This window comes from Clostridium chromiireducens, from assembly GCF_002029255.1.
Classification (GTDB): Bacteria; Bacillota; Clostridia; order Clostridiales; family Clostridiaceae; genus Clostridium; species Clostridium chromiireducens.
Map to the genome: position 1 here is coordinate 14,593 of NZ_MZGT01000019.1, position 26,225 is coordinate 40,817.

Here is a 26,225-nt window from a genome sequence, read left to right on the forward strand (position 1 = left end):
TTTAATCCCCCCTTGTACTCTTTTATATTTATATTATGGAATTTACATAATTATTCTAATTTATGTTATTATGTTTTACAGACAATAATAGAGCTGTTTTAAAACAATTATAAATCATCTTAAAACAGCTCTGATCTTCTTAAATATTTCAGGTAAAAATAATAAAATTAAATTAACCCATAAATTTATTAATTTCCTCCATATCCATGTTAGGCTGTACCGCCATATTTATTCCATTAGCAATTATTTTGGATAATGAGTTAATAACTAAATCAACATCCTTTGGTGTAACTATCATATCAATATTAGATTTTGAAGATATCACTTCTTTAATAAGTTTTTCTTTTTCATTCTTATCAAGAGATTTTAGCATTTTATAAAAGTCATTTCCACTTGACGAATTACTTATTAATGAATCTACGACTAAATCAATCGTATCATTAGCAATTGTAACTGCATCAACAACTGTTGGAACTCCTATAGCTATAACCTTAACTCCTAAATTCTCTTCACTTATCTGTTTTCTATTATTTCCAACTCCAGCACCTGGTGATATCCCTGTGTCTCCTATTTGAATTGTTGTATTTACTCTTTCAATCCTTCTTGCTGCTAATGCATCTATACATATTACTAAATCTGGCTTAATCTTTTCCACAACGCCCCTAATTATTTCCACAGTTTCAATTCCTGTTATCCCCAAAACTCCTGGTGCTATTGAACACACTGGTCTAACAGAATCATCAATAGCATCTGGCATTACTGATTGGAGATGTCTTGTCACCATTATTTTCTCAGTAACCTTCGGACCTAAGGCATCTGGAGTTACCTGCCAATTTCCAAGTCCTACAATTAGTATACTCTTATCAACATTGATCTCAATTAATCTTCCTAAAACTTCAGCTAACACCTCTGAAACTCTATCCATGGTTTCTCCATCATATGCCGTAAAATCTGGTATATCTATGGTTATATAATTTCCTTTTGGTTTTCCAATCTTTTGAGCACCTTCCTCATTTTTCACTTTTACAGTAGTTACTCTAATATCCTTTTCACTTTCCTCGATAACCTCGATACCATCTATATCTGCTTCATTTTTATGGTTTTCTTTATAAATTTCTCTTGCTTCAAGTACAAGGTCTGTTCTAACATTTATCATATTAACACCTCATTATAAATATAGTCAGTATTATTTTTCCTTTTTCTTTAAATTTAATACTTGAATTACATAAGTTCTGATGCTATAATAAGGTTTGTTGAATATGAACTCGTACGCAGATTTCCCCAAAAACTGCAGAGACCCTATAAAAATTTAAGGGGGTGAATTAAGAATGGCAAATATAAAATCAGCAAAGAAAAGAATTAAAGTTACTGAAACTAAGACTTTAAAGAACAGAATGGTTAAGTCTGCTTTAAAGACTACTATAAAGAAATTTGAAGTTGCTGTAGAAGCTAAGAATAATGAAGAAGCTAAAGCTTTATTTCCATCAGTTGTTAAGTCATTAGATATGGCTACTACTAAGGGAGTTGTTCATAAGAATGCGGCTGCTAGAAAGAAATCAAGATTAGCTGCTAAGTTAAACGCTATGGCATAATCTTAAAACCCATCTAAGCTAGATGGGTTATTTTTATGTCCTAATTTAAAACAGATATTATTTTTTCACTGTTAATGTATTTATTAGAAGAAATTCCATTTCCATACTTTTTTCTATACCTGTAGATTTCAATTTTGTTTCTGTTTTCACACAAAGCCTAATTAATTCTGCTAGTTGCTTTTCCGTAAACCTATTTGTCTGTGTTACTAATTTTTCACACACAAATTGCGGTAGTCTGTATTCTACCATAAAATCCTCTACTTTTTTTCCCTTAATAAGTTTACATTTCATTTCATACAATCTCAAAAAGTGTTTTTGTATTGCACTTATTATTAACATATGTTGATCTGATTTATATAATATTTCTTTCATTATATCAATTGCTTTATCCACTTTCTTTATAGCTATTAACTCTACTAAATCAAAAATATCATCCTCATTTGAATTCGAAATTAGTAAATTAATGTCCTCTTTTTTTATTTCTCTGCTATCACAATATGATATAAGTTTATCAGCTTCTCTTTTAATAATGTCAAAATTATTAGGTACTTTTTCGCAAAAGTAAGATAGCTCAACTCTTCCAATCTGCTTACCCTTCTCCTTAAATATATCAGAAACCTTTTTTAAATACTTATCTTTTTTTAATTTATCACAATGAACAATAGGTAACGTCTTCCCTAATGTAGTTAATTTCTTATTCTTATTAGGTCTATCTCTTTTATCACTTAGCAAATAATACATTATCAATATTGTATACGGCGGCAAATTTAATACATAATCTTTAATATTGTTATATATTTTAGTACCTGAAGAGTCACTTTTATCCTGTAAAAAACTTGCTCTGTAAACAATAACTACTTTCTTCTCTCCCATAAAAGGCATAGTTTCACAAGCATTCATAATATCATCAAAACTTGTATTCATGCCATCAATTTTAATTAAATTAAGCTCCTTAACTTCTTCAGCTACTTCTCTTTTAATAATTAAGTTTATACCATCTTTTATAAGTTCTTCATCTAATCCACAAAATACATACCCCTTTTTCACATTTCCTTTTTGGATCTCTTGTTCATAAACTTCATAAGTAATCAATTCTAATTTCCTTTCTTATAGCAAATTTATGTAAGTCAATTATAACCTAGACTCTGTATATAGATACCCAAATTATATATTTGATTTATAGTTAGAATAACTATCTATACTTATTAACTTTGAGTGTATCACTCTGCCAGAAATAAGTAACATATTGTTTGCAGTGTTTCATTGGAATTCTTATGGTAATTATTCTTGACTAGAGGTTGTTCCACAACGCTTGTTCAACGCCTGTCGTTGAGACAAGCATTGTGGGTGCAACCTCTAGTCGTAGAATCATCCATAAAAATTCCTAGAAACCGAAACACAATATATTACTTATTTCGGTGAGTCACCCCACAATTCTAAGTTTTAGTTTATTTATCTATATAACAGTTCCATTTATTATAAATATTCTATTATTTATTTTCTTATCAAAATTTATTATATCATAATCTTTGAATTCATTCTTATTACTTACGACCCTTAGTAAATATTTTTCTTTAGGTGTTTCTAAGATATAATCCTTTCCTTCTAATTTGATATTACATATCCCATTAATAGTTGCATACTTTCCCTGCCTATAATATTTTGTTGCAAGTGTAATATTGGCTAGTCTCTTTATATCAATTTGATTTTTATTAGCTATTAAAATTCTTTCCCCCATATAGCTAATCAAAATAGCTCCCTCTTCATAATAAGCAATACTCGGAATTGGACTATATAATTGAATTCCTATCACAAAAATCGATATGAGAGGCAGATACACAAATTCTTTATGACCTTTTTTCACTAAATAAAAACTAAGTAATAAAAATAGATAGAAAAATACCACATACTCATTTCCATAAAATATCGGCAGTGAAAAATTATCAATTTTATCTAAAGTCCAATCGAATGCCTTTATTATATTTAAATTTATATAACTGCAAAAATCAAATAATTGTGGAATTACATAGGAAAGAGCCAATATATTACCACTAATGACCATTAAATCTACAAATGGCACCAATAACATATTTCCAACTATGAAATTAGCAGAAAAATCCTTAAATATTAAGATTAAGTATGGCAGAGTGAAAATCTGAGCACTTAAAGTAAGACTTAATGGCTGCCTTAATCTAGAATTGAGTTTATATAACCTATCATTTAAGTTATTATTAAACATAATTATTCCTAAGGTTGCCAGATATGATAAATGAAAAGATATGCTAAAAATGCTATATGGCTCAATAATTACTAAAATTGCAGCAGATAGGCATAATGCTGAAATCGAATTATTATTTCTTTTTAGAATATTTCCGCCCTCTACGCATGCAAGCATGACAAAGGCTCTTATACTAGAGTAGTTACTTCCTGTAAATACAACATATATGATTGAAAGCATAAGTCCCATCTTACTTCCCATAAAAGTCCTTAAGAATCCATATACTATAGCCACATGCAATCCTGAAACACTAATACTATGTATAACTCCAAAGTTTTTCATATCTTCCTTATCCTCAGGATCTAAATAATCACAGTATCCAAAAGCTATAGATGCTATTAATCCTGCTTTTCTTCTTCCTAAGTTTTCTTCAAGTGTCATATATATTTTTCTTTTAATATCGCATAGCTTAGTAATAAAATCTCCGTCAACTTTGCTAATACTTTGTATTTTTACTAATCCAACTATTCCGTTATATTTATCTTGATCATTTTCGATTTTTCCAATTACTTTGTACCTTTGTCCAACCTCTAAATCCTTTTTATCAGTTTTTAATATGATATTTTTCCCTTCATATGTTCCTGTAATACCATAATTACTTACTTTCGCTATTCGTACTTCCCCATTAATCTCATCTTCCATATTATAATAAGAAATATTGATAAAAATCCCTATCCCAAAAAGAAGTACTATAACAATAGTAAAAGCAAATCCACAATAATAGAATACACAAAGAAAAAAGAGGGCCACTATAAATATAGCGAGCCCTTTAAAATTATCACTTATTCCGTAATAAATACAACTAATAGCTAGGGATAAAAAAACATATACTAATGGATTCCCTACTTCTTCTATCCTTTTATATAACATTAACTCACCTCATTAATGAGTTTTGCCACTTTATAGCTAAAATTTCAAAAATAATCAAAAATATTATTGATACTACTAATTCAATCAAAATTATATCTCTTAGAAAAATTCTATTCATTAGAATAATTCCAGCTGCAGATATAACAATTAATAACAATGCTATTATTGCCATAATAAGTTCTTGGGATGATCTCCTTATAGATACATGGCTATTAAATAATGTAGTTAACAATGCTCCAAAAGATATTATAATTAAAGGTATTATTGTTGCTTCTTTTCCATCCACTTTATAAATTGAAATCATAGTTATTACACTCAAAATTAAAGATCTAGTTATTAGTTCATTATTGCTAATATTTCGTCCATTGTTTAATAAAGTTACTAGGGATAATGGAATAAATAAAAGTCCATTTATTATAATAACGTTCCAAAAATCTAAACTCTCAGTTTGTCCCATAATAGCGCTTCCCACTAGAACAAGAAGTTCTGAGAAGACGGTCATAAAATATATTTTGAAACCTCTATCTATATTCTTATTAAAAATTCTTGAAAAATCTCTTATTTTGAAAAAACCATCGAGATAATTCTCTTGAATATATACATCTGCTACTTTTTTTACTATAGAAGAAGCCTTTCCTTTGCCTATTCCAACATTAGATAAGTTTAGTGCTGGCAGATCTCCTAAAGTCTCACCAGTAGTTGCAACCTTATGACCATCTTTTATAAATAGTGAAACTATCTTTGACTTAATTTCAGGATTTACTCTACAAAATACTCTTACCCTGCATAGCAAATCTTTTAGTTCCTGATGATTTAAAGAATCAAGTTCTATTCCTGCCACAACTTGATTATCATTTCTTATTATATTTGCTTTTTTAGCATTAGTTATTGCACTTAATTTACTTTCCTCAGTAAACAAAATCGGAACTATTGCCTTATCTTTAATACGATTTATAATTATTTCTAAATTCTCTTCAAGGGGATTCTCTAGTGCCATTATTCCGACGAATACCATATTACTTTCTATGTTTTCGGATCTTGATGGCTCATAAGTAAAATTTCTATAGGCAAATCCTTGTGTTATTAACCCTTCTATAGATAAGTTCATATCTATCTCTTTTATCTTAGTTTTATATTCATCTGTTAACTCTTTTTCAACACCTTCTAGCATAATATGGGTACATGTTTCTAAAACTGCATCAACATTCCCTCTGGTATTCGCTCTATACCTTTTACTAAATTTACTTACGACTGTAGAAAATCTCTTATCCGAATCCATAGGTATCTCTAAAATCTTTGAATTTTTGCCATCTATAGCTGCTTTATATATCTTTTTCTTAGCCGCATAGTTTAGAAAAGCCAGTTCATCTAATTCACCATTTCCAGCGTTACCTCCTACATTATAAATAGCATTATTACATAATAAAGATATTTCTACTATTCTATCAAAAGTTATCTCTTTTGTATAAGGATCATCCGTGGATATGATAGTATCATTAAAAAATAGTTTTTTTACAACCATTTCTTTCTTACTTATTGCTCCAACTTTATCTAAAAACAAAATATTCACATCTCTTATTAAATTAAAAACCGAAAAATTAATTATTTCTATATTATCATCTAAGAACTTCTTAATTACGCGTTTATAAATAAGTCTTGCAATTATTGTGACAGGGAAACATCCTAAAGCAAACAATGCTGTAGAGATATAATTTTTTTCTGCATCCTGTCCTATGTATACAAAATATGACCCTACTATAATAATTCCCGAAAAATATGTTATGAGATATTTTTCTAAAAACTTCGCTATCATTGCTCCAAAATTATGTTTCCTATTACTAGCATAGGTTAACATCGCAAGCATACGTCCTAATTGAGTGGAGTTTCCTGTGGCGATGACAATTCCTACCCCTCTACCCGATTTTATTACTGAACCTTTAAATAAAATATTCTTCATATCTGTGAGAGATGAAATAATGCCTACTATTTTACTCTCAAACTTTTCTTTATAAAAAGCTTCCCCAGTTATACTCTTTTCATCCACCTTTATATCTTCTGCACTTATTATCCTTATATCTGCAGGAATAACTGAATCCTTACCAAACTTAACAATGTCACCCATCACTAATTCTTCAGACTTAACAACTTTTTGTATTCCATCTCTTATAACTATTGTATCTGCTGAATTCAATCTTTCTAATGCACCAATTTCTTTATCCCTTTTAATAGAGTGCCTTATCGTTAATACCAAATTTGATATTGTCATTGCAACTGCCATTCCACCAAGTAAAAACTGCCCGAACATAAATAAAATTATTGGAATTATTATATATATAATTACTGACCTTTGTCTTAATGAATTAAGTATATGTTTATATAATTTATTTCCACTAGGCAAATCAATCTTATTTGTACCATATTTCATCGTTAGTGTCTCATAATCATTTTGACTAATTCCACTTTGTACATTACTATTTAATAATTCAACTATTTGAGTCCAAGAATTATTACAATACTTTTCCAAATGAACCCCACCATTCTAAATCACTTCATTTATCTATTTTATATGTATGCTATCTTTATCATTTTATATATTCACATTTCTTTATAGTATAATTATACGTGTTAAGGCATAAAAAGGCAAAATTTTAATATTTATTTATTTTTTCGATACATTTTTATTTTTCTTAATACTATTTTGCTCTATTAAATTAAATTATAATAACTATTGTAGATTTTATGGGGTACATCTTTAACATTACTTTATTTAATATTTCTAATAATGACTTTACTTTTTAGTTTTAGGATTAAAAATAAGCGCCATAAAATAACCAAAAAATATGGATGCTGTAATTCCCGCAGCAGCTCCTTTAATACCTCCGGTAAACGCTCCTATTAAACCTGTTTCTTTTACTTCCTTTATCGCAGCCTTAGCTAAAGAGTTTCCAAAACTAGGCAATGGAACCGTTGCTCCTGCTCCACCAATTTCAACTAATTTATCATACCAGCCAAAAGCTCCTACGACAGCTCCGAGAACAACAAATAATACTAATATTCTTCCTGGTGTTAACTTTGTAAGATCTATTAATATCTGTCCTATAACGCAAATAATACCTCCAATTATAAATGCACTTATATAATTCATTTAAAGCTTCATCCTTTCATAGTAAGATATTCTTTAAAAATAAGATTTTACTATTTTATTTAATTCATTTCTATTGCCACTGCATGAGCTATTCCTGGAATCGTTTCACCTTGAAGAGAGGATGTTGTGCTCATAAGTGCACCTGTCGAAACTAGTAATATTTTCTTAATCTCTTTTTTCATAAGTCTTTTATACAAATATCCAGTAAATACAACCGCCGAACATCCACATCCACTACCGCCCGATTGAGTATTCTGATTTTCATTATCGAATATAATTTCACCACAATCTATGTGCTGCTTGCTAATATCATACCCAAATTCTTGAATTAATTTATCAGTAAGCGCTTTCCCTATTACCCCTAAATCTCCTGTAGCTATAATATCATAATCTTCAGGTTTTCTTCCTGTATCTTTAAAATGACTTACTATTGTGTCAGCAGCTGCAGGTGCCATCGCAGCGCCCATGTTATTAGCATCTTTTTGCCCATAATCTTTTACTATTCCTGTTGTCACATAAGTTACTTCTGGAAAATTCCCTTCATGACCAAGAACCACTGCCCCTGAGCCCGTCACTGTCCATTGTGCTGTTTGCGCTCTTTGAGATCCATATTCAAGTGGAAATCTGAATTGTCTTTCAGCAGAACTAAAGTGAGAGGAAGTTGTTGCAACCACATGATTAGCAAATCCACCATCCATTATGATTGATGCTAAACTTAATGATTCTGACATAGTAGAACATGCTCCATATAATCCAAAAAACGGGATACTAAATTCTCTAGCAGCAAAACTTGATGAAATTATTTGATTTAATAAATCTCCAGAAAATAAATAATCTATATCTGCTTCCTTAAGATTTGCTTTTTTTAAAGCTTGAGATATAGCTGTAAACATCATTTGGCTTTCTGCTTTTTCAAAACTTTTCTTTCCTAATGTATCATCATCCAATATTTCATCAAAGTATTTACTTAGAGGTCCTTCTCCTTCTTTGGGTCCTACAATTGAATGTGCTGCTATTATTTTAGGTGGATTATCCAACTTTACTGTTTGACCTCCCATCCTTTTATTGCCCCTTTGCATACTAACCATTCCTCCTATATTTCTAGTTTTAAATAATAATTGAATTTATATATTTTATCTTAACATTCATCATTTTCTATATAATAGTAATTATGTAATATACTATACCAATAATTACTGAGCTACCAATTCCATACACTAGTACTGGTCCTGCAATTTTAAACATATTAGATGCAACTCCAAACACAAAACCTTCTTTTTTGAACTCTATTGCCGGTGAAACTATTGCATTAGAAAAACCTGTGATCGGTACGACTGTACCAGCACCTCCAAAATCAGCAATCTTTGCATATATACCAGTTCCTGTTAACAAAGCTCCTAAGAATATCATTATAATAGGAACAATATTCATTACCTGCTCTTGATCTAGTCCAAAGCCTGCAGCTATATTATAAATGAATTGCCCTACATCACAAATTAAACCTCCAACTATAAAAGCTTTAAAGCAGTCTTCTAGTATTTTAGATTTAGGAGTGGCCTCACTTGCCATTTTTTTATACTTTTCCATAATCTTATTTTCTTCAATTCCATAATTATTACTAACCAAACTTGTCACTCTCCTTTTTACCTATATACCTATTATTTTCAAATCCCTGAAAGATAACCGTGTTATTTTATGGTAAACAATAAAGAGTATATATTATTTTAATCTATGATTAAAATAATATATACTCTTTATTATGATTTTAGTCTTTTAGTAAACTAGTCCTCTAGTTTTTTTCTCATTTCCATTAATACTTTCTTTTCAATTCTAGACACCTGAACCTGACTTATTCCAAGCATTTTTGCTACTTGAACTTGTGTTTTATCTTTAAAGTAACGTAACATTATAATTTGTCTAGCTTTATTATCTAAACTATTCAGTGCTTCTTTAAGAGCTATCCTCTCAATAAGATTTCCATCATCTACACTTTTTTCACTTAACTTATCGATTAAAAGAACTGGTGATCCATCATCTTGATGAATAGTATCATACAAGTATTGCAGGCTGTTTGAAGATTCTATCGCAAACAAAATCTCTTCTTTATCAACATCTGCATATTCCGCAAGTTCCTCTATAGTTGGCGATCTCTTAAGCTTTTTGGTTAAGACTTCCTTATGAAAATGTATCTTTCTTGCTAAACTTTTAACATTACGACTTACTTTTATCATCCCATCATCTCTTAGGAATCTTTTAATTTCTCCTATAATCATAGGAACTGCATAAGTCGAAAACTTAACATTATAAGTTAGATCAAAATTATTTATAGCTTTCACGAGTCCAATTGATCCTATTTGAAATATATCTTCATAATCATACCCTCTATTTAAAAACTTTTTACTGATAGATGATACTAATGGTAAATTCATCTCTATTAGTTTATTCATAGCATCAGTATCACCACTTCTAGCTAAAGCTAATAGTTCTGGATTTTTGTCATAATTATAATCCTCTCGTTTTAAATCCTCTTTTTCCATCTTTTTCACCTAACTTACCACGTTAAATTTCTTCTTAATTACCACCTTTGTACCAATTCCCTTTTCACTTTCTACTTCCAAATTGTCCATAAATGTTTCCATAACAGTAAAACCCATACCGGACCTTTCTAGATCTGGTCTTGATGTATATAATGGTTCCATAGCCTGCTCTATATCATCAATACCTATTCCTTTGTCACTAATTATTATTTTTACTTCATCTTCATTAATTTCTGCTTCGATTCTAATTATTCCATCTTCCTTATTCTCATACCCATGTATTATAGAATTAGTAACTGCTTCTGATACTGCTGTTTTAACATCATTTATTTCATCAATTGTTGGATCTAATTGAGAAACAAAAGCCGCTACAGCAACTCTTGCAAAAGCCTCATTTTGAGACTTACTTACAAACTCAACACTCATTTTATTGTCAGACATGATAACCCCTCCATCTAAATGCACCTTACTGCTTCATCTACAGTATTATAATTTTTAATTACTTTATATAAACCTGCTAATTCAAAAATTCTATTCACATTCTTACTAGGTTCTGCTACGCAAAGCCGCCCCCCTTTATTTGATAACTTTTTATATCGCCCAATAACCGCACCAATTCCCGAACTATCCATAAAAGTTACTCCTGAAAAATCCATTACTGCTTTCTCTATGTTATCTCTGTCAATTCTATCATCAATCTTTACTCTAACTTCTTCTGCACTATTATGATCTAACTCCCCACTGAGAGTAATTATTAGAATATTTTCTTTTTTATCAAATTTTAAATACATATTAAATAAGAATATCTCAAATAAATTTCATATATAAAATTTACTTATAAAATTCACAAACACAATAAAGTTTAAACTAATAAAGTTTTTAACATATTATATTCTGAATATACATATAGTATTATGAGATATTCTGACTTCACCTCCTCCTTGACTTAATTTCACCCTTTTACCATATTTTAGCATAATATTTTATTCAACGTCAAACTATTTATTACATTTTTTTCTATTTACTAATTAAATCAAGCTATAATAAATAAAAATAGGTGCTATTGCTTAATATTTTCTTATTACTAATGCAAAGACATCTATTTTTATTTGATTAATATTTATTTTATTGAATTAAATTATTATAAATATAAGATTAATATCACTAATTATTTTCTAAATATTATTTACCATTCTTCTTCTTTCCACTTTTATATTTCATAATTTCGGTTTCTATTTCCTTATAAAAGCTTTTAATAGATTCACCCTCATCTAATATTAAAACTTCAATAGCATCTTCTAAGGTATCCATAGTATATATATGAAATTTCTTCTTTTTAATGTCCTCTTCAACTTCACTTCTTAATATTAATTCATCAACATTTGTACTTGGTATTAGGACTCCCTTACCACTTATTTTATCTATAGCACTACATACTCTATGAAATCCTTCAATTTTTTCATTAACCCCACCTATTGCTTGAATTTCTCCAAATTGATTTATAGATCCAGTTACTGCTATATTTTGTCTTATTGGTCTCTTACTTAATGCAGATAATATACAAATAATTTCAGCCACAGATGCACTGTCTCCCTCTACCATTCCATAAGTCTGTTCAAAGCTTAATTGAAGATCTACAGGCAATCTTTCATATGGACTTATTAAATTACTTAAAACTCCTCGAAGAGTACTAATTGATTTTTCATGAATATTTCCACTCATTTTACTTTCCTTGTGAATATCAATTATTCTTCCATCTCCAATATGAGATAAACATGTTACTCTCATTGGTTTACCAAAGCTATAAGCACCATTTCCAACTACAGCAAGTGCATTTATTACACCAACCTTAGTTCCATTTGTAGTAATTAATATTTTCTTATTTTTATAATTATCCATTATATCTTCTAAAATTTTTTCATCCTCGTAAGCAACCTCAATTATATCTTTTTTCTCAATATTTTTTCTATCCTCATCTTTGGCATTGTTATTAGCTAGATATAGTAATTTATTAATATAATAATCATCTATAGATATTTTATTTCTTTGCCCAGCCACCCTAGCCAAATATTTCATTATCTCATTAAGGGCGTCATCTGTTATATCTAGCAAATTATCTTTATTTATTTTTTCCTTAATCATAGATGCAACAGAATTTTTAGTATTATTGCTATATTTAAGTTCAGTATCAGCGTCTATTCTAATTGGGAATATTCTTTTAAAATCTTCATCATTATCATGCAATATTTGAAAACTCTCATAATCTCCTATAATAACAACTTTTAAATTAATTGGAATAGACTCAGGTTTTAAACCAGCAATCGATATTACTTCCAAGTAACTTTTAGTATAATTATAATTTACTTTCCCATGAATCAATGCTTTTTTTAGATAATAATAACTCAATCCACTGCTTATTAAAGAACTCAATCTTACTATCAAGCACCCTTCATTAGCCTTTAATAAACTTCCTGCGCTAATTAAGGAGATATCAGTACTATATCCACCGTTATTATTTCTATATTCAATATTTCCAATTAAATTCCCAATAGTAGGGTCTTCTTCATAGATAACATTAGGGGTACTTACATTAGAATTATCAACAATTACATTTATATCATAATTAGAGAATATCTCTTTTATACTTTCTTCATCTTCCTCTAAATTAATCGTATAACAATCAACCACTTTTTCCTCAATATCGTCATACATTTGAAGTAAATACTTATATACATCATCTTGAGATATAAATTGTAGTAATAAATCATCCTTATATTTCTGCATATTCTTCTTTATATAATCTCTATAAATCTCTTTAAGTTTTTCAATAGAGCTTATTTCAATGTCTTTCAATGTCTCTAAAATAATTTCTGCTTCTTTTTTTAATTTTGATGCTTGCTTTTCAATAGTCTCTTGAGTATCTGACTCTAAATTTTCATAATCATTTTCAGTCATTTCGTCGCCTTCGTCTTTCAATGGAATAAATACAAATCCACCGCTAGTTGCTTTAACATCGAAATTCTTAGTCTTAGCCGAATCCATAAGCTTAGTTATATAATCATTTCTTTTTTCACTTATTTCCTCAATTATGCTTTCTTTTTCATCATCAGAAGAGCTTGTATAAAAATTCATTATACACTCAAAATACTTCTCTTTAAGTTCGTCAATCATTTCTTTTAGTAAATTACCTCTTCCATTCGGTAAAAATAATGCAATAGGACTCATTTGTTCTTGGGAAATTGCATAGCAGATATCCTTAGGTGGTGGAAGATTCTTGTATACACTCTTAATATATTCTATTAATTCATTTAACTTCTCTTTTGAAAATGAGTCAACATAATATATATTGTATCCGTCCTTTTCAATATTCAAAGCCTTTTTTACTTTATTTAAAGTATATTCTAATTCCGGTATTTTATTAATTTTACTTTTCCTAACTGTATCTGTGCTTGAAGCACTAAAAATCACTTCACTTGGAGTTAATTCTTTCTTCATACTTTATACCACTTTGAAATTATTTGTTCTTATAATTAAAATATCCCAAAGTAGACTCCTCCCTAAATTGATAGTATATACTATTAATATTCTTCAAATAGTAAAATAGATATATTTTTTTGAAAACTAATAATTAAATACGAGAAATTTATTTATAGATAACCAAACTATAACTTAAACTTATGAGTATAACTCACCGAAATAAAAAACATACTTTTGTTCCAGTTTCCAGGGAATTTTGATGGGCAATTCTAAGGCTATAAGTTGTGCCCAAAGTGCTAGCCTCAAAGAACAAGCTTTGAACTAGCACATTTGGAACAACTTATAGCCTAAGAATTACATCCATAAAAATTCCCAATGAAACCTTCCACAAAAAGTATGTTTCTTATTTCTAGTTGAGATATTTTTCAAAGTATAAACTTAAGTCTTAAATTGGATATCTATATAGGATAATATGATAAAGTAGGATCAATGAAAATTTCACATCTCATTTAGCATCCAAATATAGAAATTTAAAACTCCCGCATATATAAGCCAAATTAAATAGGGGAGTAGCAGTGCAGCTACTTTTATTCCCGCTTTTGAATAAAACCTTTTTATTGTTAGAATTACAAAGAATATTAATACAATTAGTTCTATAAACGCTATTCCGTAAAGTCTAAATCCAAAAAATATTATAGTCCACAAGAAGTTTAATAGCAATTGTATGCTATACACAAACATTGCCGAACTTACATCTATGTTATCATATTTCAGAATGTACACTTTATACGATGCTATCCCCATAAGTATATATAGGACTGTCCAAGCAATCGGAAAAACCATTGAGGGAGGTGAAAAAATTGGTTTTGCCAATCCTTCATATATAGATTTTATATTTGGTACAAAAACTGTTGCAAGACCACCAACTAAAAGTGGAATCGCTATGGATATGATGAATGGAATAATTCTAGCTTTCTTCTTTTTCTTCGGATCACTTTTCATATATTATATCACCCCAAAATTCAACTAATTTACAATTTTATTTAGCTTATTTAATATATGAAATAACTTGCCAAATTATGAATAACAATTATTAAGTTTAATGACGCATTATTCCACTCATATGCAATTTAGCCATAGTTTTAGTTGTTAGTTTGTTAACTTTTCCCTTTACTGCTATTCCAATTATAAGTACTAAAACTGCATAAATAATCAACATTGCCATGTCTTTTAACAATATTGAATATACAACACCAGCCATAATCTGCCTCATTCCGCTTATAGCATAAGTAAAAGGTAGGAACGGATATATTTTTTGAAATATGACTGGAGTAACTTCTATTGGAAAATTACCACTAGCTCCTGCCATTTGTAATACTAATAAAACCACCATGATTGCTTTTCCTACTGCCTCTAATAAACTAGCTGCCGTATATATAATGATGATAAATATTATACTTATAAACACACTATACAAAATGAACATTATTGGATGAACAGAATAGCTGTTTAATATAAACAAAGCTCCCGTGCTTGCAATGATCGCTTGACATATACCAATTGATAGAAACATTAATAGTTTACCTAAATACATTTCGTAAGGCTTTATTTTAGTTCCATCCTCAAATTCTGGAGCTCCAACTGATAATAATGCTGACCCAAGCAATGCTCCAACCCATAAACAAAGTACTGTATAAAATGGAGTTGCAGCTGTACCATAATTAACCCATGGAAATAATCTATTATCTTGTATTTCAACTGGACTGGCAACAAAACCACTTTGATTTTCCCAATTACTTGTCATTGCATCTAATAATTCATCAACCTTATCATCTTCATCCATTTCCCTAAGCTTATCAGCTAATTCACGAACCTTGTCTTTAGCTTCTGGAAATTTATTTTTTAAATTGTTTAGTTCATCTATCGATAAATGTGCTACATCCTGCGAAACACTCAATAAATTTTCTACTTCAGGCAATGTATCTCTTGCCTCACCAACTATAGACAAACTGTTATCCAAAATATCTCTAGTCGAATTAAAGGCTTTTTCAACTGATGGAACTATTTCAGAACTATAACTATCTGCAATATCCGCAACTAAAGTATGTGCTTCATTTATCACATCTATAGTATCTTTAAGTGTTTGAATATTTAGCCCTTCGTTATCTATTTTATCTATTTCATCATCTGACCTATCAGCTACTATTTGTAATTTGTCTTCAATTGTATTTAACTTATCAACAGTATCTGAAATTATTTTGCTAACATTTTTTAGATCATCCTGCATATTATTTAAATCACTTGCTTGTTTATCTAGCTGCTCTCTTAATAATTTTAGCTGTTCCAAATCAGTACCATTATCACCAAAAGAAGGAATTTGAATTTTTATTTTACTTAATTTATCGATAAATTTCTTTATGTTCTTAAGCCTTGATTCAGTGTCAATAAGTGTCTCTTTTACCGCACTTGCAGAATCCCTTACATTTAGCAATGTTTTCTTAGCTACCTCTGGTAATATCTTTTCATCTAAATTTTCAAGTTTTATACTTGAGTTATCGAGAATGTTTTCTGATTTCACCAAATCTTCTTTTATTATTGGTGAAATATCTGATAACTGGCCTTGAGTATCATCTAGCACAGTCTTACTATCATTTAAAAAGTCTTCTGACGAATCAATCATATCTGATGTTGTTGGAAGCATATCATTTGTCTTCGTTAATACTTTGGTCAAATCTTCTGTTCCACTCAAAGCACTATCTAAAAGCCCTTCGAGTTCTGCCATGTTATCATCTAATTCATAAATATTGTCTACAATTTTTCTAAGCTTAGGTCTATTTTCTTGTATATCAACACCTTTTTCATTGCAGATTCTAGATAATATTCCTGAAACAGTTTTTATAATATTCTCATCAAGTTCAGTTTGTACGGTTTTTATTCCTGAGTCAGTCATTTTAGGAGCAACTGCATTTTTCTTTTCATTTACGGTATATATAAGTTTAGGTTTTTCAATATTTTTTTCAACCAGCGTTGTTGCATCCTTAGAAAAATTTTCTGGTATTTCTATTGTTGCGTAATACTTTTCTAATAATAAATCCTTCTTTGCACTTTCTTTATCTGTAAAAACCCATCCTAGCTTGTCATTATCCTTAAGTTTATCAACTAGTTCTTCTCCTAAGTTAATATCTCGCTCCTTAAAAACAGTTCCCTTGTCTTCATTAACAACTGCAATTTTAATTCCACTTGTATTCGAATACGGGTCCCATGAAGCTTTTATATTTATTAATGAGTACATGGATGGAATAATTATAATTACTATAATCATAAGTCTCGCTACCCAGTTAGTACGTATTCTATTAATATCTCTTTTGTAAATTCTAAATATGTTATTCATAATTAATTCCCCTGATAATCACAATATAAATTATTTTTTTGATTGTGCCTTAACTACTCATTATAGAACTTTCTTTTAATTTATTAACTATATCTTTTCTTTTTGCATCCATCGTTTCTTTGAACAAAATGCCACTAACAATTGATACAATCATAAATATACATAATATACCACTATCTCTAAGTAATATGGAATATATTATCCCTGCCATTATCTGCCTTACCCCGCTAATTGCATAAGTAAAAGGAAGAAATGGAAATAACTCTTGAAACCCTATTGGATTAACTTCTATCGGGAAATTACCACTAGTACCAGCAACCTGTATTACTAGTAATACTACTCCTAATATTATACCTCCGTATCCAAAAAGACTTACAGCAGTATAAATTATGCAGTTAAATACAATGCTTATAAATATACTATAGAACACAAACATTACAGGATGAACTGCATAAGAATGCAGTATAAGCAATGCTCCTAAACTTGCCACTATTGATTGTCCTATACCTATAAATAAGAATAGCGCCAATCTTCCAAAATACTTCTCATAATTCTTTAGTTCTTTGCCTTCCTCCACTGGATGGGATTCTGTTCCAAGTAATACTGAAAGTAAATATCCACCAATCCATAAGGATAAAACAGTATAGAACGGTGTCACTGTTGAACCATAATTAGGCCATGGAAATAATCTATTATCTTCAATTTCTACTGGGCTGGATAGAAAGTCGCTTTGAGCATCCCAATCATTAGTTATCATATCTAATAGTTCATCGATATCCTCTTTATTATCTATCTTTTTCAGCCTTTGTGCTAATTCATGAACATTATCCTTAATATCTGGAAATTTATCTTTTAGCTTATTTAATTCATCATTAGATAGCTCTGCAGTATTCTTAAATGCATCTAGCATCTCTTGAATGTCAGGTAATATATTCTTTCCTTGTGCCGATAAATTTAGTCCATTATCCAAAATTTCTCTTATTGAATCAAAACTCTTATCAATTGTTGGTATAATTTCAGAATCATAATTATCTATAATATCTGCAACTAAAGTGTGTGCATCGTCTAATATTTTTCTTGTATCAGTAAATTCTTGAGTATCTAGTAACTTCTCACCATTACCAAGCTTATCAAGATCTTCATTAAATCTATTAATAAGTCTATCAAGATTTTCATTTACAGTATCTAATCTATCTATAATCTTAGAAATTCGCTTACTCTCTTCTTTTAATACACCTTGTACATTTTCTAAGGTCTTGGATTGCTTATCAATACTTTCTTGAATTTTATTTATCTCTTCTGAACCTTGTATAGCTGTACCAATCAATGGCTTAGGAATTTGAACCTTGTTGACTTTATCAATTACCTTTCTTATATTCTTGAGTTTAGATTTCGCATCATCAACCGTTATCTTTGTAGCATTAGCTGTATCTAATGCTTGTAATAATGTCTTTTTCTGAACCTCTGGTAATATTTTATCATCAATATTTCCAAGCTCGATACTTGCTATATCAAGAGCATTTTCTGCATTAACTAAGTCCTCCTTAATTAACGGCGAATCATTTCGTATGTCACCTTGAGTTTCATCTAAGTAATCTTGAGTGTTATTCAAAAAATCTGAAGTCCCGTCAATAGTATCTGCGACTGTAGGTATAAGTTCATTTGTTTTATTTATTAACTCTGACATACTTATTGTCCCATTAATCGCTTCATCTAATACTTTTTCAAGCTCTGGCATATCTTCATCTAACTTATAAACATAATCCATTATATTTCTAAGTTCAGATCTATTATTATCTATGTCTATTCCAACTTCATCAAATAACCTAAACATTATTCCCGAAATAGTCTTTGCTATATTTTGATCTAATTGCTTTTTCACAGTTTTAACACCAGCATCAGTTATTTTAGATGCTATTACATTTTTCTTTTCATTAACTGTATATATTAATTTAGGCTTTACAACATCCTTTTTAACTATTGTTGCAACATCTTCAGAAAAATCCTCTGGTATTTCTATAGTTGCATAATACTTTTCCATGATTAAACCTTCTTGAGCAGTTTGTTTATCCACAAACACCCATCCTAATTTATCATTATCTTTAAGCTTATCAACAAGCTCATTACCCAAATTGATATCATGTTCTTTGTATACTGTACCTTTATCCTCATTAATAACCGCTACTAGTATGCCATTAGTATTAGAATATGGATCCCATGATGCTTTTATATTTATTAAAGAATATAAAGAAGGAATTATCATTAAAGCCACTACTACAACTGTTGCTATCCAATTAGTAAATATATTCTTAATATCTCTTTTAAAAATTTTTATTATATTCTTCATGCTTTATCCCTCTATTGATATAATCTAAATGTTAATTTATATATAATTTACCTTTTTAATCTATAGTAGCATCTTTATTATTAATTGCTCAACTCTAGATATATGATTATATTAAATAATTCATGTCATTTGTTCAGAAAGTTTCTTAACGAAGACATATGATCGTTTTCCTATGTATAGTTATATAAGAAAAATCTACATTATTTTTATAAATAAATTATATCACAAAAAATGACTAAAAGTCATTTTTTCTATTTTTTTATATGATAAATTTCTAATTCGTAATGCTCATCGATATATTCTTATGATTACCATTTATATCATCTTCATAATTTACCATCATCTTAAAATGTATAATTTTTATATTTAAGTCTCCCTGGGTTAGTTCTCTAATTTTTAGACATCAAAAAAAGTCTCGCACGTCCCCGGATATCTTCCGTAAAGAACGTACGAGACTTTAAGTCGTACCTGACTCTATTATTTTCAACACTTAGAGCCACTATTTGGTGCAGGTGACGGGACTTGAACCCGTACGTCCATGTGAACACTACCCCCTCAAGATAGCGTGTCTGCCATTCCACCACACCTGCAAAATATTAAAGTAACTACTTAATAATAATTCATTTCTTCGAAAATTTCAAGTAAGTTTTCGAAAATAATCCTAAGTTAATTATTAGCTGTAAGGCTAATAATTAACTTAAAAAATGCACATCAAAAAAACTTTTAATCAACTCTACTATTCTATCTGCATCAAAGTATCCTTTTTCTTCGTTATACAGATATTCGTATATATTGTAGTAAGTATTAACTTTATCTACATACTTTTTCGTTTCTCCGAAAGGTATATAATCAATACTCCTTCCATCTGAAGAATACTTCTCATTATCAAGCCAAGATTGTACATTAGTTGGGCCCGCATTATAAGCTGCAATTGCTAAATCTAAATCATTAAAAGTATCACTTAATCTTTTTAGATACCAACATCCCATTTTGATATTGTATTCTTCATCATACAAATCTTCCTTTGAAAATGTACTATATCCCATTTCCTTAGCTGCCCACTCTCCCGTATCAACAGTTATTTGCATGAGCCCTACCGCATTTTTATGGGAGTGAGCATCATCATCAAATTTACTTTCTGTCTTTATTACTGCTAATACTAATAATGGGTCCAAATTATATTGAATACTATATTTATCCACATACTCTCGATATTTGTAAGGAAAAAACTTCTCTTTTATAATATATCTAGAACTTACTCCGATAGCTATTATAACTACTAATAACAATATTAGTGTACGAAAGGTTTTTTTTAGAAATCTCATTATTTTCTCCTTAATCTAGCATATTAATTTCATAAAATCAATCAAATCATAAACTTGCTTTTGTGTTTCAATTAATTCGCCATTATTATCAATAATGATATTTGCAAACTCTTTTTTTTCTTCAACTGATATTTGAGAATTTATCCTGCTAACCGCTTCAACTTTTGTTAATTTATCTCTGTTCATAACTCTTTGAATTTGAACTGAATTATCAGCATATACAAGTATAACATAGTCCATTTCACCGTGCATATCATTTTCAATTAAAGTCGGAGCATCTATTATTACTATTTTTTCGCCCTTTCGTCCGCATCTCTCGATTTTTTCCTTAATTGATTCTTTAATATAAGGCATAATTATACTTTCGTATTTTATTCTTTGTTTAGGGAATCTAAAAATATGATTACCAAATTCTTTCCTTCTAAATTCCCCTCTCCAATCAAAGAAACCTCCTCCAAATTGCGCACGGACCATTTCTAGTATTTTCGGATATTTTTCAAGTACTTCTTTAGCTATAGTATCTGCATCTATAATCGTAAATCCTTCACTCTTTAAAATACTAGAAACAGTGCTCTTTCCTGTGCCTATTCCACCTGTTAATCCAATTTTAATCATTTATCTAAAAACCACCTTTTTAATTATACAGTGCATTATTTAGCATCGTACCATGTATCACCAAAATTAACATCTACATCGAGTGCAACCTTTAATCTAATTGCATTTTCCATTTCATGCGCAACTAATTTTTTAACTTCCTCGAATTCATCTTTTTTAACATTTAAAATAAGTTCATCGTGCACTTGAAGTATTAGTTCACTTTTTAAATTTTTTTCGTTTAGTTTATTATAAACATTAACCATTGCAAGCTTTATTATATCAGCTGCACTTCCTTGAATAGGAGCGTTCATCGCTAATCTATCACCTAATGCCTTCACTATTTTATTCGAAGACTTTATCTCTGGAATAAATCTTCTTCTATTTAAAATTGTTAACACATACCCTTTCTCTTCAGCTTCTTTAACTACATTTTCTAGATATTCTTTTATTTTAGGATATCTTTCTAAGTAAATAGCCATATACTCTTCAGCCTCTTTTTTGGTAATCTTTAAATCTTCTGCTAAACTAAATGCGCTTATTCCATATACTATACCAAAGTTTACTGCCTTTGCCCTACTCCTCATAAGAGAAGTTACTTCTTCTACTGGTACTTTAAATACTTCTGATGCCGTCTTTGTGTGAATATCGCTATGATGTTCGAACGCATCTATCATATTTTCATCACCTGCAATATGAGCTAGAACTCTCAATTCGATTTGAGAATAATCACAAGAAACTAATATATCAGTTTCTTCCATTGGAATAAATACTTTTCTTATTTCTCTACCCATTTCATATTTGATAGGAATATTTTGCAAGTTAGGCTCTGTGCTTGATAATCTACCTGTTGTAGTTACAGTTTGATTAAAGTTAGAGTGAATACGTCCATCCTGATCAATTACATTTTTCAAACCTTCTACATAGGTTGAATTAATTTTTGTTATTTGCCTATAATACATTACCTTAGGTATTATTTCATGCTTATTAACTAACTTTTCCAAGACTTCTTGATTAGTTGAATAACCTGTTTTTGTCTTCTTAAACACTGGTAAATCTAGTTTTTCAAATAATATTTTACCTAATTGTTTAGGTGAACTTATATTGAACTCTTCATCAGCTAACTTATATATCTCTTTTTGTGTTTCATCAATTTCTTTTCTAAATTTTACTTGTAATTCATCTAACATTCCTTTATTTATGTTAAACCCGATGCTCTCCATAAATGAAAGCACATAAATTAATGGATGTTCAACTTCATAATAAAGTTTATCCATATTTTCTTTATGGAGATTCTCTTTTAATTTTTCATAAATTTCTGGAAGATAACTACATAGAATTCCTTTAATATTATTATCCTCTTCATTTGGATTTTCTCCGATGTAATAATTAACTAGTTCTAAAATTTCGTATTTACTTTTTGAAGAATCAATCAAATAAGCAGCTATGGCAGTATCAAAATCAAAGCCTTTTATTTCAATATTATTTTTATTTAAAAATGTAACAAAGTTCTTTCCATCATGTATTACTTTATTAATACTTTCATCTTCCATTAAGTTTCTTAAAGCCTTTAATGCTTCTTCATTATTTTTAGAACTTATCTCTTTAAAATGTATGATTGTTCCAATGTTTTCTTCCCCAAAAATCAAGTATTCCAGTTCTAATTTAGAATATATAGATGCATCTGTTAAAGTATAATCTATATAAATTCTATTTTTCTTTTCTAAAAATAATGCTTTCATTTCTTCAATTGTATCAATAATTTTTACTTCAATATTAGATTGATCAGAAACTTCTGTATCCTTAAATTTAGATAGAATTGACTTCATCTCAAGCTTCATGAGCATTTTTTTAATTTCTAAAATATTTTCTTTATTATTAGAAGCAATATCATCTACACTTAGCTCAATTGGAACTTCCCTCATAATTGTAGCTAATTTTTTAGAAAATATAGCCTGCTCAACATTATTCTCTAGATTTTCCTTAAGTTTTTTTCCTGGAATCTTATCAATATTCTTAAGTACTTCTTCTATAGAACCATACTCCTTTATAAGCTTAAAAGCAGTTTTTTCCCCGACACCTGGTACTCCAGGAATGTTGTCCGACTTATCTCCCATAAGCCCTTTTACATCAATAAATTGGTCTGGAGTAATTTCAAATTCATCCATGAAATTCTTCTTATCATAAACTGCTGTTTCACTGACTCCTTTTTTTGTAATAACAACTTTAGTTTTATCAGATGCCAATTGTAGTGCATCTTTATCTCCAGTAACTATAAACACTTCAGTATCATTATTTTCAGCAAATTTAGATACAGTACCAATTAAGTCATCTGCTTCAAAACCTTCTACTTGAAAAATTTTTATCCCCATGAATTCAAACAATTCTTTTATTATTGGAAATTGTTCTGCAAGCTCTGGAGGCATTTTATTTCTTCCAGCTTTATATTCCGAATATTCCTTATGTCTAAATGTAGGTGCCTTTAAATCAAAGGTTGCGATTATACTATCTGGATTTATTTCATCTTTCATTTTAAGCAACATATTCAAAAAGCCATAAATGGCATTAGTATTTATTCCATCGCTATTTGTAAGAGGAGGCAAGGCGTAAAAAGCCCTATTCATAAGTGAATTTGAATCTAAAATCAATAATTTTTTCATTAAAAACCTCCTAAGTTTATTATAAAGTGAAACTTTTCAGGTGGAGTTTTAACTCCATCTGAATTTAGTTGAACTTATACCCTCAAGGGGCACCTAGTCCAGGAGCGTGCAGCCGTTATCTCCTACTTAAGCAGAGAACCTAAATCTATGATTTAGTGTGAATCGCTTACTCATCTGACGTAAGGCAGATGAGTTTCATATATTATAGGGTGTTACGGATGCTAGCTATCGGATAAAAATTTACTTGAATAAAAATATATTTTACTTTATTTCAAGTAATTATTCAAACTTATTATACTATATTGTGTAACTTAAAGTATAGATAAATCCTATGTGATATACAATTTATAATATAATAGGTATAAGCCCTAATGGTGAAAAAATTCAAATTTCCAAGGATGGTAATTGGGTTTAATATATCATAATAAAAAACAGGATTGTTTTATATAAAATATTTTTAAACAATCCTGTTATCATTATTTATTTTTAGGCTTACTTCGTTCTTTATTATTATTATATGTTTGTAATTCATTATTAAGTGCTTCTATAATACTATTATATTTTGACTTAAAGGCACGCCTAGCCAGAAATCTTTGAACCAATAATGATATATATCCAAAAAATTTATCTGTCGACTGTTCTTCTTCAAACACTAATTTAGTTGTACCATCTTTTTGACCTTTGAAATTATAGGTTGATACGCATGTTGAAAAGCGTGTTGAAGTGGTAATCTGATACTTTTCATTTTTTGCATATCCAGTTATTTCAACAGTACATTGCACTGGAGCCGATCCACCAGTATTTATACTCTTTTCAATTTTACATCCTGTCGCATCTTCTTCTTTAAAATCTGAAAAATCTCTTTTTGCGTTCTTTATGAAAATATGAAACACATCTTCTACTGGATAGTTTAATATCCCAATAGCCTTCATTTTGGTTCCCCCTCTAATGAATATTCACTCTGCTAATTTACTGAAAAGTACTCTATGCCTATCGCTTCACGAACTTCACTCAATGTCTTAGCCGCTACTTCTCTAGCTTTATCACTACCATCTTTAAGCATCTTATATACTGAATCAATATCTTTTTCAAATTCGAGCCTTCTATTTCTTATTGGTTCTAATTCAGCTTGTAAAACTTCATTTAAATATCTCTTAACTTTTACATCACCAAGTCCACCACGTTTATAATGCTCTTTCATTTCTTCCACTGCGTTCTTATCAGTAGCAAAAACGTCTAAATAAGTAAATACAGTATTTCCTTCTACTTGTCCTGGGTCTTCAACTCTTATATGGTTAGGGTCCGTGTACATTGACATGACTTTCTTTTTAATTGTATCTGCATCATCTGATAAATAGATACAATTTCCTATTGATTTGCTCATTTTAGCTTTACCATCAGTTCCTGGCAATCTTCCTGCATTAGAACTTGGAAGCACGGCTTCAGGTTCAACTAAAACATCTCCATATATAGAATTAAAACTTCTAACTATTTCCCTTGTTTGTTCTATCATAGGTAATTGATCTTCTCCAACAGGAACTGTATCCGCCTTAAAAGCAGTGATATCTGCTGCTTGGCTTACAGGATATACTAGAAATCCTGCTGGTATACTATTTTCAAAGTTTTTTTGCTTTATTTCTTGCTTAACTGTCGGATTTCTCTCAAGCCTTGATAGTGTAACCAAGTTAAGATAATGCATTGTTAATTCATTTAATTCTGGTATTTGTGATTGTATAAATATATTAGACTTACTTGGATCAATTCCAACTGCCAAATAATCTAATGCCACTTCTTTTAAACTATTTCTTATCTTTTCAGGATTTCTTGCATTATCAGTTAAAGCTTGTTGATCTGCAATCATTATAAAACTTTCATACAATCCAGACTCTTGGAGAGTTACTCTATTTTTTAAAGAACCTATATAATGTCCAATATGTAACTTTCCAGTCGGTCTATCTCCTGTTAATATTATCTTCTTACCCATTAAAAATTCACTCCTAAACTGTAAA

Annotated in this window: 20 protein-coding genes and 1 tRNA gene; 1 reads left to right on the forward strand and 20 read right to left on the reverse strand. The window is 29.5% G+C overall.

The window, feature by feature from the left end:
- Nucleotides 1-172 precede the first annotated feature (172 nt).
- Nucleotides 173-1,156, reverse strand: a complete 984-nt coding sequence (gene gpr, locus CLCHR_RS08485; protein ID WP_079439275.1) for a GPR endopeptidase — start codon at nt 1,154-1,156, stop codon at nt 173-175.
- Between the two features lie 172 nt (nt 1,157-1,328).
- Here gpr and rpsT point away from each other — a divergent pair, with 172 nt between their 5' ends.
- A complete protein-coding gene (gene rpsT / locus CLCHR_RS08490; protein WP_079439276.1) occupies nt 1,329-1,592 on the forward strand; it encodes a 30S ribosomal protein S20 in 264 nt (87 codons plus the stop codon).
- 57 nt (nt 1,593-1,649) lie between these two features.
- On the opposite strand, the gene holA is transcribed toward rpsT, so the two are convergent.
- The 19 genes from holA to trpS form a co-directional block, all read right to left on the reverse strand.
- A complete protein-coding gene (holA, locus tag CLCHR_RS08495; RefSeq protein ID WP_079439277.1) occupies nt 1,650-2,684 on the reverse strand; it encodes a DNA polymerase III subunit delta in 1,035 nt (344 codons plus the stop codon).
- Nucleotides 2,685-3,048: 364 nt separating this feature from the next.
- The gene (locus CLCHR_RS08500) at nt 3,049-4,740 is read right to left on the reverse strand and encodes a ComEC/Rec2 family competence protein (protein WP_079439278.1); all 1,692 of its coding nucleotides are present in this window, start codon (nt 4,738-4,740) and stop codon (nt 3,049-3,051) included.
- A 4-nt stretch (nt 4,741-4,744) separates the two neighbouring features.
- The gene (locus CLCHR_RS08505; RefSeq protein ID WP_079439279.1) at nt 4,745-7,264 is read right to left on the reverse strand and encodes a P-type ATPase actuator domain-containing protein; all 2,520 of its coding nucleotides are present in this window, start codon (nt 7,262-7,264) and stop codon (nt 4,745-4,747) included.
- A 264-nt stretch (nt 7,265-7,528) separates the two neighbouring features.
- Complete coding sequence (gene spoVAE, locus CLCHR_RS08510; protein WP_079439280.1) at nt 7,529-7,885, reverse strand: stage V sporulation protein AE; 357 nt, start codon at nt 7,883-7,885, stop codon at nt 7,529-7,531.
- A gap of 59 nt (nt 7,886-7,944) precedes the next feature.
- Nucleotides 7,945-8,964, reverse strand: a complete 1,020-nt coding sequence (spoVAD, locus tag CLCHR_RS08515; protein ID WP_079439281.1) for a stage V sporulation protein AD — start codon at nt 8,962-8,964, stop codon at nt 7,945-7,947.
- 76 nt (nt 8,965-9,040) lie between these two features.
- Entirely contained in the window at nt 9,041-9,472 is a 432-nt protein-coding gene (gene spoVAC, locus CLCHR_RS08520; RefSeq protein WP_079439332.1) for a stage V sporulation protein AC, read from the reverse strand.
- Nucleotides 9,473-9,666: 194 nt separating this feature from the next.
- Nucleotides 9,667-10,422: an RNA polymerase sporulation sigma factor SigF gene (gene sigF, locus CLCHR_RS08525; RefSeq protein WP_079439282.1), complete on the reverse strand. Its 756-nt coding sequence runs from the start codon at nt 10,420-10,422 to the stop codon at nt 9,667-9,669.
- A gap of 9 nt (nt 10,423-10,431) precedes the next feature.
- Entirely contained in the window at nt 10,432-10,863 is a 432-nt protein-coding gene (gene spoIIAB, locus CLCHR_RS08530; RefSeq protein ID WP_079439283.1) for an anti-sigma F factor, read from the reverse strand.
- Between the two features lie 14 nt (nt 10,864-10,877).
- On the reverse strand, nt 10,878-11,213 hold the full coding sequence (gene spoIIAA / locus CLCHR_RS08535) for an anti-sigma F factor antagonist (protein WP_079439284.1): 336 nt from the start codon (nt 11,211-11,213) through the stop codon (nt 10,878-10,880).
- Nucleotides 11,214-11,604: 391 nt separating this feature from the next.
- Nucleotides 11,605-13,917, reverse strand: coding sequence for an AAA family ATPase (locus tag CLCHR_RS08540; protein ID WP_079439285.1), 2,313 nt, complete (start codon nt 13,915-13,917; stop codon nt 11,605-11,607).
- A 480-nt stretch (nt 13,918-14,397) separates the two neighbouring features.
- Nucleotides 14,398-14,901, reverse strand: coding sequence for a TspO/MBR family protein (locus tag CLCHR_RS08545; RefSeq protein ID WP_079439286.1), 504 nt, complete (start codon nt 14,899-14,901; stop codon nt 14,398-14,400).
- A gap of 97 nt (nt 14,902-14,998) precedes the next feature.
- A complete protein-coding gene (locus CLCHR_RS08550) occupies nt 14,999-17,290 on the reverse strand; it encodes a YhgE/Pip domain-containing protein (protein ID WP_079439287.1) in 2,292 nt (763 codons plus the stop codon).
- 49 nt (nt 17,291-17,339) lie between these two features.
- A complete protein-coding gene (locus tag CLCHR_RS08555) occupies nt 17,340-19,637 on the reverse strand; it encodes a YhgE/Pip domain-containing protein (protein WP_079439288.1) in 2,298 nt (765 codons plus the stop codon).
- Nucleotides 19,638-20,141: 504 nt separating this feature from the next.
- A tRNA-Leu gene (locus tag CLCHR_RS08560) sits at nt 20,142-20,227 on the reverse strand.
- Nucleotides 20,228-20,329: 102 nt separating this feature from the next.
- The gene (locus tag CLCHR_RS08565; protein ID WP_079439289.1) at nt 20,330-20,962 is read right to left on the reverse strand and encodes a lytic transglycosylase domain-containing protein; all 633 of its coding nucleotides are present in this window, start codon (nt 20,960-20,962) and stop codon (nt 20,330-20,332) included.
- Nucleotides 20,963-20,977: 15 nt separating this feature from the next.
- Nucleotides 20,978-21,577: a dephospho-CoA kinase gene (gene coaE, locus CLCHR_RS08570; RefSeq protein WP_079439290.1), complete on the reverse strand. Its 600-nt coding sequence runs from the start codon at nt 21,575-21,577 to the stop codon at nt 20,978-20,980.
- 35 nt (nt 21,578-21,612) lie between these two features.
- Nucleotides 21,613-24,216, reverse strand: a complete 2,604-nt coding sequence (polA, locus tag CLCHR_RS08575) for a DNA polymerase I (protein ID WP_079439291.1) — start codon at nt 24,214-24,216, stop codon at nt 21,613-21,615.
- Nucleotides 24,217-24,692: 476 nt separating this feature from the next.
- Nucleotides 24,693-25,148 (reverse strand): DUF3284 domain-containing protein, encoded by a 456-nt coding sequence (locus CLCHR_RS08580; protein WP_079439292.1) that lies wholly within the window; start codon nt 25,146-25,148, stop codon nt 24,693-24,695.
- A gap of 32 nt (nt 25,149-25,180) precedes the next feature.
- Nucleotides 25,181-26,200, reverse strand: a complete 1,020-nt coding sequence (gene trpS / locus CLCHR_RS08585; protein WP_079439293.1) for a tryptophan--tRNA ligase — start codon at nt 26,198-26,200, stop codon at nt 25,181-25,183.
- Between the last annotated feature and the right edge of the window lie 25 nt (nt 26,201-26,225).